The organism is Acidimicrobiia bacterium (genome assembly GCA_029210695.1).
In the GTDB taxonomy this organism is placed as follows: domain Bacteria; phylum Actinomycetota; class Acidimicrobiia; order Spongiisociales; family JAHEDJ01; genus JAHEDJ01.
Genome location: JARGFH010000041.1, coordinates 1 through 16,647, shown reverse-complemented (window position 1 = coordinate 16,647; position 16,647 = coordinate 1). Strand labels below are relative to the sequence as shown.

14 protein-coding genes are annotated in these 16,647 nt (G+C 60.9%); 10 read left to right on the top strand and 4 right to left on the bottom strand.

Translation table 11 applies throughout. The annotated features are described in order from the left end of the window. The first annotated feature begins 59 nt into the window (after window positions 1–59). The 6 genes from P1T08_12985 to P1T08_12960 all read left to right on the top strand — a co-directional run bounded on the left by P1T08_12985 (window position 60) and on the right by P1T08_12960 (window position 5,546). Window positions 60–1,094: a Gfo/Idh/MocA family oxidoreductase gene (locus P1T08_12985; protein MDF1596987.1), complete on the top strand. Its 1,035-nt coding sequence runs from the start codon at window positions 60–62 to the stop codon at window positions 1,092–1,094. Between the two features lie 5 nt (window positions 1,095–1,099). Then, window positions 1,100–1,618, top strand: coding sequence for an acyltransferase (locus P1T08_12980; GenBank protein ID MDF1596986.1), 519 nt, complete (start codon window positions 1,100–1,102; stop codon window positions 1,616–1,618). Beyond that, window positions 1,615–2,736 (top strand): DegT/DnrJ/EryC1/StrS family aminotransferase, encoded by a 1,122-nt coding sequence (locus tag P1T08_12975; GenBank protein ID MDF1596985.1) that lies wholly within the window; start codon window positions 1,615–1,617, stop codon window positions 2,734–2,736. Before P1T08_12980 ends, P1T08_12975 begins: the two co-directional genes overlap by 4 nt. Next, window positions 2,729–3,718 carry an NAD-dependent epimerase/dehydratase family protein gene (locus tag P1T08_12970; GenBank protein ID MDF1596984.1) on the top strand — a complete coding sequence of 330 codons (990 nt, stop codon included), beginning with the start codon at window positions 2,729–2,731 and terminating at the stop codon, window positions 3,716–3,718. Before P1T08_12975 ends, P1T08_12970 begins: the two co-directional genes overlap by 8 nt. Window positions 3,719–3,726: 8 nt before the next feature. Then, window positions 3,727–4,842 (top strand): DegT/DnrJ/EryC1/StrS family aminotransferase, encoded by a 1,116-nt coding sequence (locus tag P1T08_12965; protein ID MDF1596983.1) that lies wholly within the window; start codon window positions 3,727–3,729, stop codon window positions 4,840–4,842. 104 nt (window positions 4,843–4,946) lie between these two features. Further along, window positions 4,947–5,546, top strand: coding sequence for an acyltransferase (locus P1T08_12960; protein MDF1596982.1), 600 nt, complete (start codon window positions 4,947–4,949; stop codon window positions 5,544–5,546). Between the two features lie 6 nt (window positions 5,547–5,552). Here P1T08_12960 and P1T08_12955 read toward each other — a convergent pair whose 3' ends face one another. From P1T08_12955 to P1T08_12945, 3 genes are all read right to left on the bottom strand, one after another. Then, window positions 5,553–5,921, bottom strand: coding sequence for a hypothetical protein (locus P1T08_12955; protein ID MDF1596981.1), 369 nt, complete (start codon window positions 5,919–5,921; stop codon window positions 5,553–5,555). Between the two features lie 99 nt (window positions 5,922–6,020). Beyond that, window positions 6,021–7,706 (bottom strand): glycosyltransferase family 39 protein, encoded by a 1,686-nt coding sequence (locus P1T08_12950; protein ID MDF1596980.1) that lies wholly within the window; start codon window positions 7,704–7,706, stop codon window positions 6,021–6,023. 196 nt (window positions 7,707–7,902) lie between these two features. Further along, on the bottom strand, window positions 7,903–9,633 hold the full coding sequence (locus P1T08_12945) for a glycosyltransferase (protein ID MDF1596979.1): 1,731 nt from the start codon (window positions 9,631–9,633) through the stop codon (window positions 7,903–7,905). A 46-nt stretch (window positions 9,634–9,679) separates the two neighbouring features. Between P1T08_12945 and P1T08_12940 the strand changes: the two genes are divergently transcribed. Both P1T08_12940 and P1T08_12935 read left to right on the top strand, forming a co-directional pair. Continuing rightward, a complete protein-coding gene (locus P1T08_12940; protein ID MDF1596978.1) occupies window positions 9,680–11,596 on the top strand; it encodes a glycosyltransferase family A protein in 1,917 nt (638 codons plus the stop codon). Further along, window positions 11,593–14,043, top strand: coding sequence for a glycosyltransferase (locus P1T08_12935; protein ID MDF1596977.1), 2,451 nt, complete (start codon window positions 11,593–11,595; stop codon window positions 14,041–14,043). The genes P1T08_12940 and P1T08_12935 overlap by 4 nt, the downstream gene beginning before the upstream one ends. Here the strand turns inward: P1T08_12935 and P1T08_12930 are convergent. Then, on the bottom strand, window positions 14,040–15,536 hold the full coding sequence (locus P1T08_12930) for a glycosyltransferase (protein ID MDF1596976.1): 1,497 nt from the start codon (window positions 15,534–15,536) through the stop codon (window positions 14,040–14,042). The two genes, P1T08_12935 and P1T08_12930, sit on opposite strands and share 4 nt — an antisense overlap. Before the next feature lie 42 nt (window positions 15,537–15,578). On the opposite strand from P1T08_12930, the gene P1T08_12925 reads away from it, so the two are divergent. Both P1T08_12925 and P1T08_12920 read left to right on the top strand, forming a co-directional pair. Beyond that, the gene (locus tag P1T08_12925) at window positions 15,579–15,914 is read left to right on the top strand and encodes a hypothetical protein (protein MDF1596975.1); all 336 of its coding nucleotides are present in this window, start codon (window positions 15,579–15,581) and stop codon (window positions 15,912–15,914) included. 274 nt (window positions 15,915–16,188) lie between these two features. After that, on the top strand, window positions 16,189–16,590 hold the full coding sequence (locus tag P1T08_12920; protein MDF1596974.1) for a hypothetical protein: 402 nt from the start codon (window positions 16,189–16,191) through the stop codon (window positions 16,588–16,590). Window positions 16,591–16,647: the final 57 nt, after the last annotated feature.

Sequence of the window (16,647 nt, the reverse complement as noted above, 5' to 3'; positions counted from 1 at the left end):
TCTGCCAATTGTCACGCGGCGGGTTCATTACTGCCAGTTGTGTCCTCGAGGAGTGTCGGATGAAGCCTGTTGGTGTTGCCGTTGTCGGAGCGGGGTACTGGGGCCCAAACCTGGTGCGGAATTTCGCTGCACACAATTCGACCGATGTGCGGTGGGTTTGCGATCTGTCACTCGAAAGGGCCGCCAGAACCGTCGGGCCTCTAGCGGGCGTCAAGGCCACGGTCGACCTTCAGGAAGTGCTGGCCGATCCCGAGGTGGAGGCCGTGGCAATCGCCACACCGGCGGGAACTCATGCAGCTCTGGCGGCCGCTTGTTTTGAGGCAGGCAAGCATGTTCTTGTCGAGAAACCTCTCGCCCGGACGGTGGAAGAAGGCGAGCGGATGGTGGCCACGGCCGAGAGCCTCGGGCTGGTGCTGATGACAGATCACACGTTCTGCTACACCGGGGCCGTGCGAAAGATACGGGATCTTGTTAAGAGCGGCTCTCTGGGTGATCTGCAGTACTTCGACTCTGTACGGATCAACCTCGGCCTCATTCAGTCCGACATAGACGTCTTCTGGGATCTGGCACCGCACGACTTGTCGATACTGGACTTCATCCTTCCAGACGATGTTGTACCTCTCGGTGTGTCTGCGCAGGGTGCAGACCCTCTTGGAGTAGGGCACCCGTGCGTCGGGTTCTTCTCTCTGCCGCTCTCCAACGGTTCCATCGCCCATGCCCACGTGAACTGGCTGAGCCCTACCAAGGTCCGGACAACGACCGTCGGTGGGTCGAAGAAGATGCTCGTTTGGGATGATTTGAAACCGGCGCAGCGAATCAGCGTGTTTGACACAGGTGTCGAACTCGAGCCTCTCGACGACCAGGCGCGACGCCGTACCCTGGTGTCGTACCGCACGGGCGAAATGGTGGCCCCGGTTCTGGATGAATCCGAGGCGCTGAAACTCGTTGCTGGGGAGTTCGCCTCTGCAATCCGGGAGGGAAGAGCCCCTTTGACGGACGGCAGGGCCGGCCTACGAGTCTTGAAGGTACTCGCGGCTATTCACGACAGCCTGGCGGCAGGCGGGGCCACGATTCCGCTCGACTTGGATGCGTGACTGCCATGACCAGCGGACGTCCGGCGTTCAGAGCAGAAAACCAGGTCATCTCTCCAGATGTGGAGCTTGGTGACGGAGCACGAGTTTCCTCATTCGTCAATCTATACGGTTGCCGTATCGGCGAGGACACCACGATCGGAGCCTTCGTCGAAGTGCAACGGGGCGCAGTGATCGGCAGGGCCTGCAAGATCTCGAGCCACACGTTCGTTTGCGAAGGCGTCACGATCGAGGATGAGTGTTTCATCGGCCACGGTGTGATGTTCACCAACGACAAAACCCCTCGGGCCACCCGCCCTGATGGCACTCCGCAGGGGTCAGATGATTGGACCTTGGAGCCGACCGTCGTCAAGAAGCGCGCATCGATCGGATCGGGGGCCATCATCCTGGCTGGAGTGACCATCGGCGAGGGGGCAATGGTGGGTGCCGGGGCCATCGTTACCCACGACGTTCCAGACGGTGCACTGGTAGTAGGTGTGCCCGGCCGGGTCGTCGGAGCCGCGCCGGACATGGAAGGAGCATCATGAACGTCCCATTTCTCGACCTGGGGGCGCAACACCGTCCTTTGCGGAGCGAGATTCTGGCCGCCTGGGAAGAGGTCTACGACGCGACCCGCTTCGTGGGCAGCCGCGAGGTCAAGGCCTTCGAGTCGTCATTTGCCGAGGCTCACGAAACCGCTCACTGCGTCGCCGTGAGCTCGGGAACCGATGCTCTCTACCTTGGCTTGCTCGGACTCGGTGTAGGACCTGGAGACGAAGTCGTGGTGCCGGCCAACACGTTCATCGCCACCGCGGAAGCCGTGAGCCACACCGGCGCCACACCCCGTTTCGTCGATTGCGACCCCGTCACCAAGAACATCGACGTTGGCCGGGCGATTGCGGCGCTCGAGGATCCCAAGGTCAAGGGAGTGATCGGAGTGCACCTCTACGGTCAGCCGTGCGACCTCGACCCGCTTCACGAGGCGGCCGACCGCATGGATCGCTGGGTGATGGAAGACGCCGCCCAAGCGCACCTCGCCAGGTACAAGGATCGGTCGGTGGGCAGTATTGGACGATTGGCAGGGTTCTCGTTCTATCCGGGAAAGAACCTGGGAGCCCCAGGTGAGGGAGGGGCGATACTCACCAACGACAGCGCGCTGGCGGAGGCAATGGTCGAGTTGCGTGATCACGGCCAGACGAAGAAGTACCACAGTTCGCGCATCGGATTCAACAGCAGGATGCACGAGATCGTCGGCGCCACGCTCAACGTCAAACTGCCACACCTCGCCCGCTGGACTGAGCAACGGCGAGCAGTGGCCGACCGGTACAGCCGGTTGCTGAGCGACGGGGATGGTATACAGCTACCGGTGGATGCGGAATGGGCGTATTCGGTGTATCACCTCTTCGTGGTACACGTACCGAATAGGGACCGGGTGACGGAACTGATGCAAGCGGCCGGGATCAGCGTGGGCTTGCATTACCCGGTGCCGGTTCATCTTCAGCAGGCATATGCATCCATGGGACATGCAATGGGAGATTTCCCCATGGCGGAGGAGAGCGCATCCTCGTTGCTCTCGCTCCCGATGTATGCGGAACTCACCGACGAACAGATCGTCTACGTAGCGGAGACGCTGCTTTCTGCGGTCGAGCGAGCGACTGATGAGTGAGGTCGGCGGGCTCACCATCGCTGTGACGGGCGGCGCTGGGTTCATCGGTTCTCATCTGGTGGAGCGCATCGTTGAGGCGGGTCCGGCCGCGTGTATCGTGATCGACGATCTCTCGACGGGGAGCCTGGACAATCTTCGTCCGGTGCTGGATTCAATTCACTTCATCGAGGGCGACATCTGTGCCGAGGCAGTGGCAGCTCAGTTGTCGACCGCGGATCTGGTATTCCATCTGGCGGTGCGGAACGTGCGTGCATCGATCGCGCATCCTGCGGAGAATCTCCGCGTCAATGCCAACGGCACGCTGGCTGCGCTCGAAGCGATGCGGACCGGTGATCAGGGGCGATTCGTATACGTGTCGTCGTCGGAGGTGTACGGCCTGCCCGAATCGGGGCTGTTCTCGGAGTCGATCGTGCCTGCACCCACCACCGTGTACGGGGCTGGAAAGCTCGCAGGAGAACTCATTGCACAGGCATACCATCGGACCTACGGGATGGACACGCGGGTGATTCGTCCATTCAACAACTTCGGCCCGCGTTCTCATTTCGAAGGCGATTCTGGTGAGGTGATTCCGAAATTCATCCTGCGTGCGTTGGCCAATCGTCCGCTGCTCATCCACGGCGACGGACGGCAGACGCGCGATTTCATGTACGTGGAGGACACGGCCCGCTGGCTGATGCAACTCGCCGGAGTCGACGAACTGATCGGAGATGTCGTCAATATCGGGAGCGGGCGCGACACTTCGGTCGCCGAGTTGGCGGCCATGATCCTGACGGCCACCGGGTCGGCGAGCGAGGTGATTCACGGCGAGGAGCGCCCCGGCGACCTACCCAAGTTACGAGCAGACGTGACCAAGGTGTCTTCAATCGTGCCTTTCGAGTTGTCTACCGACCTCGCGGACGGCCTGAGGCGAACTATTGAGTTTTTCGCCGACCAGGACGTCGAGGAGTTGCTGTCGGCAGAAGTGGAGCGGAATTGGATTTGATCCCCGTCATGAAACCGTGGCTCGGCGACGGTGAGGTGGCCGCCGCGGAAGAGACGATCCGATCCGGCTGGGTTGCACAGGGTCCCCGGGTTGCGGAATTCGAAAAGGCGCTGGCCGGGCAAGTTGGAGCAGCTCATGGAGTTGCCGTGTCATCATGCACGACGGGATTGCACCTCGCACTTCACGCCCTCGGAATCGGTCCGGGCGACGAGGTCGTGGTCCCCTCCTTGTCGTTCATCGCCACCGCCAACGCTCCTCGCTACGTTGGCGCCACACCGGTCTTCGCGGACGTCGACCCCGTCACGCAGAACCTCACCGCCGATACAATTGAAGCCGTCATCACTCCGGCGACCCGGGCGGTCATCGTGGTCCATCAGGTCGGCATGCCGGCGGAGCTCGACGAGATCGCCGCATTGTGTCACGAACGAAACCTGACGGTGATCGAAGATGCAGCTTGTGCGATAGGTTCCACGTATGGGGGGATCGCGATCGGTTCTCACTCAGATGTGGTGGTGTTCTCGTTCCACCCGAGAAAGATCCTGACCACAGGCGAAGGCGGCATGATCACGACATCGAGCGAAGATCTGGCCGACCGAATGCGGCGGCTTCGCCAGCACGGCATGAGTGTGAGTGCTTTCGATCGGCACGAGAATACTCGGGTCGCAATCGAGCAGTACGTCGAGATGGGCTACAACTTCCGGATGACCGATCTCCAGGCTGCGGTGGGGATTGTTCAACTCGAGAAGCTCCCATCAATGATCGAAAGGCGCAGGGAGCTGGCGGAGGAGTATCGGAAAGGGATGGCAGGCATCGACGGGCTCCAACTCCCAGCCGACCCATCCTATGGCACCACGAATTTCCAATCGTACGCAGTTGTTCTTCGCGAAGGTTTTCCCACGTCGAGGAATCGTCTCATGGAGATGATGCTCGAGCGAGCGATCTCAACACGCCGGGGCGTAATGGCTGCCCATCGGGAGCCTGCGTTCGCCGGTCACCCCCACGCCGATCTTCCTGTCACCGAGATCCTGACCGACACGTCCATCATCTTGCCCATGTACCACGAGATGTCGTCGTCGGACCTGGACAGGGTTGTTCGCTGCATGGCCGACGCGGCGGGAGCCTGACCCCGCCGCGGTGTCCAACGCCGTTCAGGAACCGTCGTGGCTACCGGGCCGGGCGGGGTTCCTGGTGTGTTGGGTCGGTCTTGAGCGCCTGATAGCATGCGCGCATGGTCGACGAGTTCCGATACTTCCCCGAGCAAGAGTCCGAAGATCTCGAGCACATCCGAAGTGAAATTCTGCGCTACCGCAGTACTTTTCTGATGAATGATCGAGAGCGTGCACGGTTTCTCGGCCTCCCTGCCGGTTGTCGCATCCGGGAGAACGCAAAGATCCTCAACCCGGGTCGCTTCACGTGTGGTACCGACGTCTGGATCGGAGAGGGAGCCATCCTCGATGCTCAGGGCGGGTTGGAGATCGGCGACAACACACAAATCGGGCTGTCCGTGATGATATGGAGCCACACCACCCATTTGCAGGCGCTGGCGGGAGAAACGGGGAAGAACAAGGACCTCATCGCGTACACGCCCACGAAGGTCGGCAGCAATACCTTCATCGGTGGACCGAGTGTCATCGGGCCGGGTGTGACGATTGGCGATGGTGTCATCATCTCACCGCTCAGCTTCGTTGAACGCGACCTTCCGGATGGTGCGGTCTACAGCAACAACCGGTTGCGGCGACATGCAGAGCGTGACATGGCCAAGTTGCAGCTGGAGGTTGACGAGCTGCGATCTGAGGTGGCTCGTCTCAGGGGAGTGCTCGGCGAGTGAACCTCGTCAGGATCGTACGAGAATAAACACGCCGCTCATGATCGCCGCGATACCCACCCAACGCGTGGCGGTGACGTTCTCATTCAGGTAGAACTTGCCAACCAATGCAATAATCACGTAGCTCATGCTGTACAGCGGAACGATGCGCGATAGTTCCTCGTTGCCATATAGCTCGAGGCTGATCAGCACCACCCCGAACAGCAACACCACACCGAGCCAGAAGCGCCAGCGTGCGACGAGCTTCAGCAACTGACTCCCGGCCGTGGAGAATTCCAGCTGGAATCCACCGACCTCAACAAGTGCGGCGCGCCACAGAAGCAGTGCAACAACGCCGAGAGAGATAGAAATGAGGATGAGCGCAATTGGTCGAAGCACGGTGACGGTTCCTTCCGGTCGGCTGTACGATACCGTCCATCGTTCAAACCAGAGTCTGTCGGGACTTGACTGGTCGTATGGACCCCATGAAGACCCAGATTATGGTTGGAGAAGCGCGATCCTCTCTTGGACCTTTGAGGTGTACCGGTCGTATAGCTGTTGTGGATCGTTGCCCGCCGGTCGGTCTATGGCTTCTAGGGTCGAGTAGGCCTCCTCGATATCACCGCGTTCGGCGAGGGCGATCGCTATGTGCATTCGCAGGACCAGGTCGTAGAGGTCGTCGGTGATGGCTGCTTCGAGTTCTTCCAGTACAGCTACGGCATCGTTCTCGATGGCGGGGGGAGGGATGAGGAGCTGCCAAATGCCACTCTGCTCTATTCGCCAGCCGGGTGGTGCGATTGTCGACGCCTGCGATCCAACGAGCAGAACCGCGATCGGACCGTCGCCGAGCATGTGACCAGAGTCGACTATGAGGCGAGACATTCTGACGACGTACGAGTCGGGAAGGTATCGGGGTTGTCCGTAGAACAGCGATTGGTAGCTGGGAAACGGGACCAGCGGTTCGAAGAGGATCACCACATCTGAATCAAGGTGCTCCATGATCAGGTCCGTCCCTTCAGCCCAGTCGAGGAACCGTTCGGTGGTGACTTCGTGCTGGAACGCAGGAATTGAAAGGGTGACAAAGGAACCTGCCACTGCTAGTCCGATAGCGCCGAACGCCAGGCCCTGCCAGGGCCGCCGGTCCCTGGTTTCCCACCTTGACCCGACCAGACCTAACCCGATAGCTCCCGAGAGCATGATGTCGTGCAGGTATCGATCCGGATACGGATATCCAGGCGCAACGGTTACGAAGAAGACGGCGGAAACACCAACCGGGATCCCAATGAGCGCGATGAACCACCACAACTCGCCTCTCTGCGGTCGGAAGGATGGAATCATCAACAAAACCAACGACAGCACCAATGGAAGGAGTGCCCATCCAAAATTCGAACGAGCTGCCGTTGTCGTCAATTCGACAGCGTCTACCAGGCGATCAGAGAGCGAGTAGGCGACGGGCGATTCGAAGAAGGTCGGGTTCTTGAATCGAAGGGCGATCGGCATGAGCAATCCCAGCAGCGTCACACCGAGGGCGATGCGACGGGCCAGCGCCGCCCCACTTGAATCCGGTTGTTTGCGGGCCTTCATCGCAAAGAGGCCCAATACAGCCACGCCGGCGACCAAGACCGGAATGAGGGCGTGACTGAGGAGCAGTCCGGCCCCGCCGACCACCGCGGAGGTGATCCGGAGCCTGGACGGTCCCCGGTCCCGCAGATCGATGAGCGTTGTGAGGAACAACAGGCTGAAGAATGTGGGAATGGCATAGGGCCTCATGAGCGCCGTCGTTCGGAAGACCAGGGGCGAGAGTCCGTAGGCGAGAATCGCAATCGGCGCGGCCAGCTTCTTGCCTGAGAACCGAATGGCGAGACGGGCGAGAAGGATGAGAGACAGCAATCCGACGATGACCGGGAAGAGCCGCTCCGCATAATCGCTAGCACCGAAGAGGCGTCGCCAGATAGCGCCAAGCGTGATCTCCAGGGGCGGTTGATTCATCCCCCACGAGGTTCCGACCCACTGCTCGGGTCCACCCGCATACGCCCTCGTTTGGCGGAGTTCATCGATGTGCAGGGGTTCCTCAGCTGCGAAGATGACCCATAGGACCCCGACAATGGCAAATGCTGCGATACCCGCGCAGTCGGCGAACGGGGTCTTTGCTGATCTGGCGGTATCGCTAGGCGGACTCGTCATATTCGGAGTGCTATCGAGTCCGCGCTGATGGTTGTTGAGATCCAGCAACCGCGCTTGTACGGGTCACGGTGAGGCATGAGGCAGAGGGATCGTTGAGTGTTCAACCCTGACCGGCAATCGTCTATTCCAGACGTCCGTTTTCGCCCGTCACGTTGAGCATGTGGGGCTCCCAGCTTCTTAGTAGGGCGTAACACTGCTATTCAGGCTGAATGTCTTCGGGCGATCGACGGATCAAGGACCGCAACTCATCCTCGATTACTTCGAGATCACGAACTTCCTCTGCTGGGGCAGTCAGCTTGCGCGCAGCCGCTCGCACGCCCTTCATTCGAGTGACCGCCCCCACGAGGTTCATGAACCGGACGACCTTTCGCCTCCGATGATTCGACAAATCCGATTCGGTTCGCTGCAGGCGCTTGGCCAGTTGTGTGACCTTGTTCTCATCGATCTCCATCGTTGGGCGCACGATCACCGTTCGTTCGCCGGGTGGTGTCCAAACCGCCAGGGCGTTGCCTGCTTCGTATCGTTCGATTTCGAAGTCGCCGCCCGGCATCCAGCGTTCACCAAATAGGGTTGCGAGTGCATCCGGAAGGCTTCCGAGAGCGCCCACGTGGCGGAGGGCACGCTGCACCGATCGGCGTTGGGTTACTTCGACGAGACCATCTGATGGGGAAAGCTGGGGAACCGTGAGGTGCAAGGCCCCGGGTCCGCCATGCTGCAATTCGGCAAGGACCTTGTCGACAGTCCTCGGACCCAATACTGCACTTAGGGGAACCGTCATCTGGACGGCCGCCACGTCTTTGATGGGCGGACCATTGGGGTCGACGATCGTGACGCGGGGATCGAATTCGAACTCGCGGGCGAGAAGCACGGAATCGGGTCGCACGAAGTGACACCTGACCTCGATGTGAAGATCGTGGAACCAGTTCCCGAGGATGGACTCCACAACCAGAATCACCTGCTCGACTGGTTCGTCTCTCACGTGAACCACGACTCCAACATGGGGCACCAGATACCCACGACCAGGGCGGGAGTGCCGGAGGGACTGCTCAGAGATCCGTTGTTGGAGGTTGATGTGAGTGAGTCGGCGGCCGCTCCCATCATCATCTTGTTGCCAACCTCCCGCACCCTGGTGCCAGGCAAGCGCAGCGCGTTCGGGGATGATCACAGCGCCCGCCAGCAAAGCCCGGTACGCGAACTCGTTGTCTTCGCCCCCGTACTCGGTGAAGGATTCGTCGTTTCCACCGAGTTGGAGATAGAACTCCCTTCTCAGCGATAGGTTGCCACCGCTGGCGACGCGGTACAGGTCGTCGTGTTCAGAGGTGAGATTGCCCGTTCTTTCGATATGGCGCTCGATCCACTCGGGGGTCGTGATCAGGCGGTCTCGAAACAGGCCATCGAGAGAACCGTGTTCGGCGAGTGCTTTGCGAACTGCCTTGGGGCCGATCGCTTCGAAATCGACATGCTTTCGGAAGCCGACCACCATCCCATCGGGAATCAGATGGTGCCATCGGGCGTGAGCGGCTACGAACTCCGGCACCGGCACCATGTCTGCATCGAGGAACACCAGGATGTCGGCGTCGTTCGAACGGGCTCCAAGATTCCGAGCTCGGGCGAGACCGAAGCCATCGCGCTCCTGCCGAACGCCGCGTATCTGCAGTCCATTGTGATCGGCCGGCACCTGGAACGGGGGCTCCGAACCATCATCGGCAACGACCACCTCCATCAGGCTGGAGGGGTAGGTCTGATGGGCCAGCCCGATCAAGGTCAGTTCAAGGGCCTCGGGATCCTCGAAGAACGGCACGACAACCGCGACTCGAAGTGAGGGTTCGAAATCACTCAGAGCCTGTACCGGAATTCGGGGCCATTGATTGCCGGGGACTGTTCCTTTGAACGGCTCTTCGGACTCGGATGTGGTCAACTCGAACATGCGCGGAGGTTACACTCACAACTAATCCTCTCACCATTCAGGTTCCGTGACCCCCTACGATCTCATCATCTGCGAGTCCGACGCGGCAGCCTCCGCGATCAGTGCGTTTGTGAGCGACGCGGGCGCAGACGATCCCTCGGTCTTCTCTCTCGAGACACCGGCATGGAGAGGAGCGCTCGCCCTGATCGAGCAAGCCGAACACCCCCTCTTTGTTGTCGGAGATGGCTCACGCCTTGGCAGACTGGCGGCGGCGCTCACCACCGCACACCTGGCCGAACGAGTCGAGATAGCGTTCGTTGCCGGCTACGAGACATTCGGTGACCGGCTGGACGGTCTGCTCGAGACCATGTCCACGAAGCAGGCCGTGACGCTGAAAACGCTGGGTGGAGGTGACCGGTCGATTCCAGTGATTCGCTTCGTTCAAGACAGCTTTGATCCACTCGCCGTGCTCGAGGTCGCGTTGCATCTGGGCGATCGATCTCGCCGAACCAGACCCGGCCGCCGAGTGGGATTCCTGGGTCAGACCGGCGAGAAGCTGTTGGGTGGCGGCGTTGTCGTCGTTCAACTCAGCGGGGCGGAGGATCTACGCGACGCCGTTTCTTCTCTCGATTTCGTCGTGCTGGATGGTGATACCGAAGGTCTCGACCGAATCGGCGAAGTCATTGAGGGCGCATCGGCTCGGACCATCCTGGTCGATGCGGAACAGACAGTCTCCAAAGCGGTTCGAGTTGATCTCTTTTCCACTTCGAGTGCCCTCGAACCTATGCCTGCGATGTCTCTTTCCCCGGCTGTCGACGAGCGATTCGTCAATCCAGCTGGTTATTCACGGTCGAGCAAGGCTGGCTTCGTTGCCCTGGTGGAAGATGAGGCACGAGCTGATCGGGCGCTCCTCGAGGCGGCCACGCAGCGGACGGGGGGCCGACCAGTTTCCGTCATGGTGGCCGGAGGGAGATCCGTGATCGTCCATCTCAGAGAAGCGACGGGCGTCGTGCTTGTCGGCAGCGGCTTTGCGACCCCTGGGAGCCTGGCGACAAAGATGATTGAGTTGGCGGCAGCCGGTGTGCCGGTGATGGTTGCCGAATTGAACCCTGCTGCACGAGCGATGGTCGGAGAAGAACTTGCCCAACTGTTTTCCTCGGTATCGGCCGGAGATCTGGTGGACGAAAACGCTCGCGAGCTCCATAGCGTGAAACAGCGGAGGCTCGCCCTTCGCGATCATACGTTCACCCAGCGTTGGAGGGCCATCGACGCGCATCTCGGCATACCATCGATCGGCCGCGATCAGGTGACTGCGCTGATCGCGACCAACAGACCCGATCACATCGATCACGCCCTCAGCCAGGTCGCCCGGCAGAACTACCCGGATCTCGAGTGTGTGTTCGTGCTTCATGGGGACGGGTTTCCGGCCGATATGGAAGACCGAATTGCCGGCGGTCTAGACATTGAAACCCGGGTCCTTCGTGCGCCGTCGGAGATGGTTCTCGGAGATGTGCTCAACGCGGGAGTCTGGATGGCAAGTGGCGACTTTGTTGCCAAGATGGACGATGATGATTTCTACGGAGTTGACCACATCTGGGACCTCGTTCTCGCGCACTCGTACAGCGGCGCACCACTTGTCGGCAAGGCTGCAGAATTCGTGTACCTAGCGCCTGAGGATCTGACCATTCGCAGATTCGCGGGTGGAGCCGAAGCTCCGACGACCACGATTGCCGGAGGCGCGTTCATGGTCGAGAAAACCGTTTGGAAAGCCGTCGACGGGTTCCGACGTCTCTCTGTCGGCGAGGACCGGGCACTGGTTCGCGACGTCCTCGGCGTTGGCGGATCGGTCTGGAGAACCCACGGTTTCGGGTTTGTGCTGAATCGCCACGGGGAAGGGCACTCGTGGCTGGCGGACAGCAGCTACTTCATCGATCAAGCGACTTCGCGACGTACTGGGAGCGATTTCGAGTGGTGTGGAATATGAGAGCGTATCTCTTCGGCGAAGCGCTGTCCGGGCGATTGGGGGGTGATCTCCGACGGTTCCATCAGCGGCGCATCGCCTGGCTCTCGGCGCGGGTCGACGCCGACAGCCTCATCGACATCGGATGCGCCGACGGCGTCCTCGCGCTGGACCTGGCGGCTGCCGGAGCGGATGTCACCGTGGTCGAATGGGACGCCACCGCTGTTGCGGCACTCGAACAGTCCCTGTCGCTTGTCGACCCCCTCACCCGACGTCGGATTCACCGGGCGGATCTCGCTGATCTCGACCTCGCCGGGTCTGAACTCGTTCTATTCGAGTCATTCGATCGGCTGCCAGACCCGATTGCGGCTCTTGAAACAGTGCTATCCGGCTCCAATCCGGGTACTCGTATTCTGCTGTCGGCATCCATGCCGCTCGGACTGCGCGGAGAGCCATGGTTGACAGACGGGCTTGTGTTAGGACTCGCTTCGGACCCGCGCCGGCTGCGATTCGAATCAGAGCAGCTGATCGTCTCGACTGCCGGCCAGGTCTTGTGGATGTCTTCGTGGCGTAGTTGTGAGGATCCGACCGGGGAGTTCCGCGAGTCGTTTGTTCGTGCACTCGCAGCAAGTGGCGAGGGCGCCGAGCGGGCTGCCGAGTTCTCCGCTGCCGGCTCCACAGAGGCGCGCAAGAGCGCGGCCACGGCCACGGCGAGAGCCAACGCCCTTTCGGCTCGGGTGACGGCCAGCGAAAACGCGGCACGATCCATGAAGTCCTCGCTCGAAGCAGCTCAGAGTGCGTTGGGGCGCTTCGCAGCCGTCATCGATTCGGTTGTCAGTAACAGGGCGTCGCCTCGACAGGAATCCCCTCCGCCGCACGCTCTATCCCCGGGTTTCGGGATCAGACGACGACCGATCGGGGGAGAGAGCGTCTTGGTGCATGGACCGGTCGCCGCTTCGATCTTTGCAGGTGCTGAGTGGGTTGCGTCTCAGCTTTCTTCGCAGGTGGGGTCGGAGCTGCTCCCCTTTGACATCGCCATCATTGACGAAGGGGAAACGGTGGAGCCCGATGCGGACGGCCCGCCAATCGCCGACCACATCTTGTGGGCGCGAATCGCAGACGATCAGGCGTCCGTTGAGCTGGTCGGTCCAGGCGTCGCCTCACCGCTTTGTCTGGGTCCTGCTATCGATCCGCGCATGTTCAACCCGATTGGGTTTGTCCGAGACGACAACGGGAGATTTGCCGTTATCGGCCCTCCAAATCCGGCCCGAATCGGATGGGACGACCTGGAGGGGCAGATTGCAGCACTCTCTATGACCCATCCGATCGACTTCCTCGACGACTCAGACCTCGGCCTACCGATACCCAAAGGGGTTGAAAGAGTCGGGGATCGCTCCGAACTGCACGGCGGTGACGTGCGACTCAAGGGTTATCGGGGTGTGCTCGATCATCCAAGTCTCCACCGATCGGCAAATGAGCGTGTCGAGGCCCTCGCCCAGCTGACGGCAAGCGGTATTCCTGTGGTGGCGCTCGACAACGTCGCCGGTCTCGATGCCGCGCTCGGTGATGAACTGATCGGCCTCATCCGGGCAACGACCCCCGAGCGACTGACGCGGGCTTTGTTTCGCGAGCAGATGAGTATCTCGCTTCGGCGAGTAGCGCACAGGACGTTGTCCGTCGAATCTCGATGGACGGACGTTCGTTCCTATTTGCGCTTGCGACAACCACCCGCGCGGGGCGTGTCGGTGATCGCGGCTACGAATCGACCAGCTTACCTTCGGCACCTGGTCGGCCAGATCGTGAGACAGACGTACCCGGAGATCGAACCCATCCTGGTGCTGCACGGTGACCATTTCCCACCCGATCTCGTGGCATCGGCGGACGCCCGGTTGGGGGAATCGGCCAAGGTGGTGTTGGTACCAGATTCCGTCGTGTTCGGTGATGCATTGAATCTCGGTCTCGAACAGGCGTCCGGGGCATTCGTGACCAAGATGGACGATGACGACTGGTACGGCAATCATCACCTGTGGGATCTGGTACTCGCCGCGGACTACTCCGGGGCTCATCTCACAGGCAAGGCCGCGGAGTTCGTGTATCTGGCCGATCTCGACGTCACCATCCGGAGGTTTGAGGATGGGGCGGAACAACCGTCAACCACCCTCGCCGGAGGGGCGATGTTGATGCGCCGGGATGATATGAATGCAATCGGTGGATGGCGCCCTGTGGCCCGCTCCGTCGATCGAGCGTTGCTCGGCGCTCTCTCTGTGGCCGGCGGGGTGACCCATCGCACGCACGGTTACGGGTATCTCCTGAATCGACACGGGATCGGGCACACGTGGGACGCCGACATCGACTACTTCCTACAGCAATCCGAGGAACAGGTCCGCGGCCTCGCGTTCGGGTTTGCCGGAGTCGAGGATCCGCCTCCTGGCGCGCAGGCGTCGCTGGGCGGCGATGGCGGTGCGGTCTAGTAGGCGATCTCGGTTGTCTGGTAATCGAACCCCGGAGTCGGCTCACCATCGGCTTCAGCGAGGAACTCGGCATCGGGTTTGTCAAAGCTGTGGTCGCCGTGCCGATTGCGTACGAAGTTGTATCGATGGGTCGAGTAGAGCAACCCGCCGTCGAGTCGAACTCGCGTGAAGAAGTCCGAGTCCTCACCCTTTGACAGACGCTGGAAGGGGTACTCGTGTGCAAGCTGGCGGGTGTACATCATGGTGGCCCCCGGTATGTGCACAGGCGAAGTCTCCTGGTAGTCGGCACCCCAGCTGACGGTGACGTCTTCCTTGGCCAGAAACACGAAGTTGCCACGCTTGCCCACGATATCGGCCTTCGAATACGCCCTGGCGGTGACCAGATCGAGGAGGTGATGAGGGCCGTAGAAGTCATCATCATCCATCTTGGTTATGAGATCGCCCGTCGAGTGCCATGTGGCGTAGTTGAGACAGTCGCCGAGTGTCCAGCCGGCAGGAGCCGTCAAAATGCGGTTCGGGAAGGTCAGGGAGTCGGCTAACTCCTGCGCTCGCCCGGCGGGGACGCCGTCTCCGTGCAGCACTGTCACCAATTCGAGATCGGGATATTGCTGCGCTCTGATCTGGTCGTAGGCATGCTCGAGGTGGTCTGGTCTATTGGTCGACAGGATGATGGAGATCCGTTGAGGGGGCGGGGTGGCAACCCCGATCTGCGCGAGGATCTGGTCGAACCGATGGCGTTTCGTATGACGGCTGAGTACATATTGCCGGAGTCGAACGCTGTGTCGCTCGCGATCGTCGGTGTCTCGGAGTTCGTTGAACGAATCCAACGTCTCGGATGGATCTCCGACCGTGAAGATCAGCCCGGCGGGAATGAGGGTGCCGAGTCGAGGTGAGCCCGTCGTGATGATGGGCAGGCCCATGGCTGCATGCTCGAGCATGTGTTGGAGGAACGCGGTTTCGGTTTCGTGGAATTGCCGTGAATCCAGTACTGCGATGTGCCGCTTCGCAGCTTGGGCCAGAGTCGCTCGGTGGGTCGGACTGCGATCCCGCCCGGTGTACACGGTGGCCTCAACACCGAGGGGAGTGATGAGTGTTTTAGTGTCGGCGGATTCGTCGGCTTTGGTGGTTGTTGGGAAGACGGCTGCGGTGTTCGATTCGGGCCGGCGTTGCCAGCCGATGGGATTAAACAGGTCGATGTCGACCGATGGGTCGATCTGCAGCGTCCGGTCTTTGCCAACGATGACGTGAGCGGCATCGATGACATCCGGCTCCTCGGAAACGACGAGAGACAACATTGTCGGGTCGAAGAGCTGGAGATGGTCCCTCGATCGAGCGAAGAGCACGATGGGAACGCCCTTCCGGTGGAGAGCCGACAACGCTTCGATTGGAGCGACCGCTCTCGCCGCGGCAGGTTCGAGCATGACGAAGTCGATGTGCTGGTCCAGCAGGCTGACCCAATTCAGGTCCGGTGTGATTGTCAAGTGCCTGGTCACGCGGCCAAACGTAGGAGGCCGCCCCCAATGTACGATTTGCAGGTGGGGGTATACAGAATCCGACCCGGACCCAAGCGCGCTCGAACGCTGCATGGGCAGCTTCTCCAGGATCTGGCTTGGAATGATGGCGGGCCGCTGAGGTTGGGGCGGGCGACGTTTGACCGCGGCGGCGAACCGGCGGGGTATCGACCTCAAAGCTATTCGCCGGCGGGCAACATCCGTAGCAAGCGTGATGAGCCGAACGGAACGACGGTCCTGGAGTCTCTGGAGTCGGTAGTTGGCGGCGGTCGCGGCATTCTCAGCCACCGCCCAACGGTCTGCCACGTCCGTCAAATCGAGGCGCCGGTCGGTCTCGTCGGGTTGATTGGAAGGCTGTGAATGGGATTGGGGCATATGTGTTTCGCCTTGAAGGATCGGTCGAACGTCGTCAGCTGGTGGTCGCAAGGAGGTCCGAGCAATGAGTTGGGTCATGCCCCGATTGGGGGGTGTGCTCGGAGGATAGTGTCCCTCGCCTCGAGCGATCGTGCCCGATCATCGCAAGAGCAGATACGATTGTTTCTCGAGGCAACAAGGACGGCGTTTCTGAGGTCGTCGCGTCGGGGCTGTGCGTGACGCGGAGCGGTGGTGTGACATGGATTCCCATCATGAACACATGAAAGAGCGCAGGCCCGCCATTGGTCCGCGCTTGGAATCACCCCGTCTTCTCGAATTACGAGCGAAATACGAGGCCTTTGACGACCCACGGACGGCGCACGCTTTGTGGACCGATAGCTACATCGCCGGGGATCTGGATCTTGGGGCTTTTCGGGACGACAATGTCTACGTCTGGCAAGGGCGCGACGGCAACGCCGCTTCGTCCTATCTCCTTACCGCGTACTACTACATGTCGATTGACCGGCGCGAACTACTGGAGCGTATGCAGGAGGACGGCGCATTCGGTGCTCAGACCACAATGCTCAACGATGAACGGTTGCTGTCGCGAGATCTGCTCGACTCAGTTGGTGAGATCGCCTTCCTCGATGACATTCTGGGAATTGAACCGCCCTGGGTTTGATGGAGACTCGGTTGTTTGGTTTCCAAGTCATCCGGTAGTGGTCAGTTGAGCGTAGTG

Coding starts and splice junctions, on each gene's coding strand:
- P1T08_12935 (MDF1596977.1), top strand. CDS start 11,593: ATGAGAGCGTATCTCTTCGGCGAAGCGCTGTCCGGGCGATTGGGGGGT.
- P1T08_12945 (MDF1596979.1), bottom strand. CDS start 9,633: ATGTTCGAGTTGACCACATCCGAGTCCGAAGAGCCGTTCAAAGGAACA.
- P1T08_12920 (MDF1596974.1), top strand. CDS start 16,189: ATGAAAGAGCGCAGGCCCGCCATTGGTCCGCGCTTGGAATCACCCCGT.
- P1T08_12965 (MDF1596983.1), top strand. CDS start 3,727: ATGAAACCGTGGCTCGGCGACGGTGAGGTGGCCGCCGCGGAAGAGACG.
- P1T08_12975 (MDF1596985.1), top strand. CDS start 1,615: ATGAACGTCCCATTTCTCGACCTGGGGGCGCAACACCGTCCTTTGCGG.
- P1T08_12950 (MDF1596980.1), bottom strand. CDS start 7,706: ATGACGAGTCCGCCTAGCGATACCGCCAGATCAGCAAAGACCCCGTTC.
- P1T08_12960 (MDF1596982.1), top strand. CDS start 4,947: ATGGTCGACGAGTTCCGATACTTCCCCGAGCAAGAGTCCGAAGATCTC.
- P1T08_12980 (MDF1596986.1), top strand. CDS start 1,100: ATGACCAGCGGACGTCCGGCGTTCAGAGCAGAAAACCAGGTCATCTCT.
- P1T08_12985 (MDF1596987.1), top strand. CDS start 60: ATGAAGCCTGTTGGTGTTGCCGTTGTCGGAGCGGGGTACTGGGGCCCA.
- P1T08_12970 (MDF1596984.1), top strand. CDS start 2,729: ATGAGTGAGGTCGGCGGGCTCACCATCGCTGTGACGGGCGGCGCTGGG.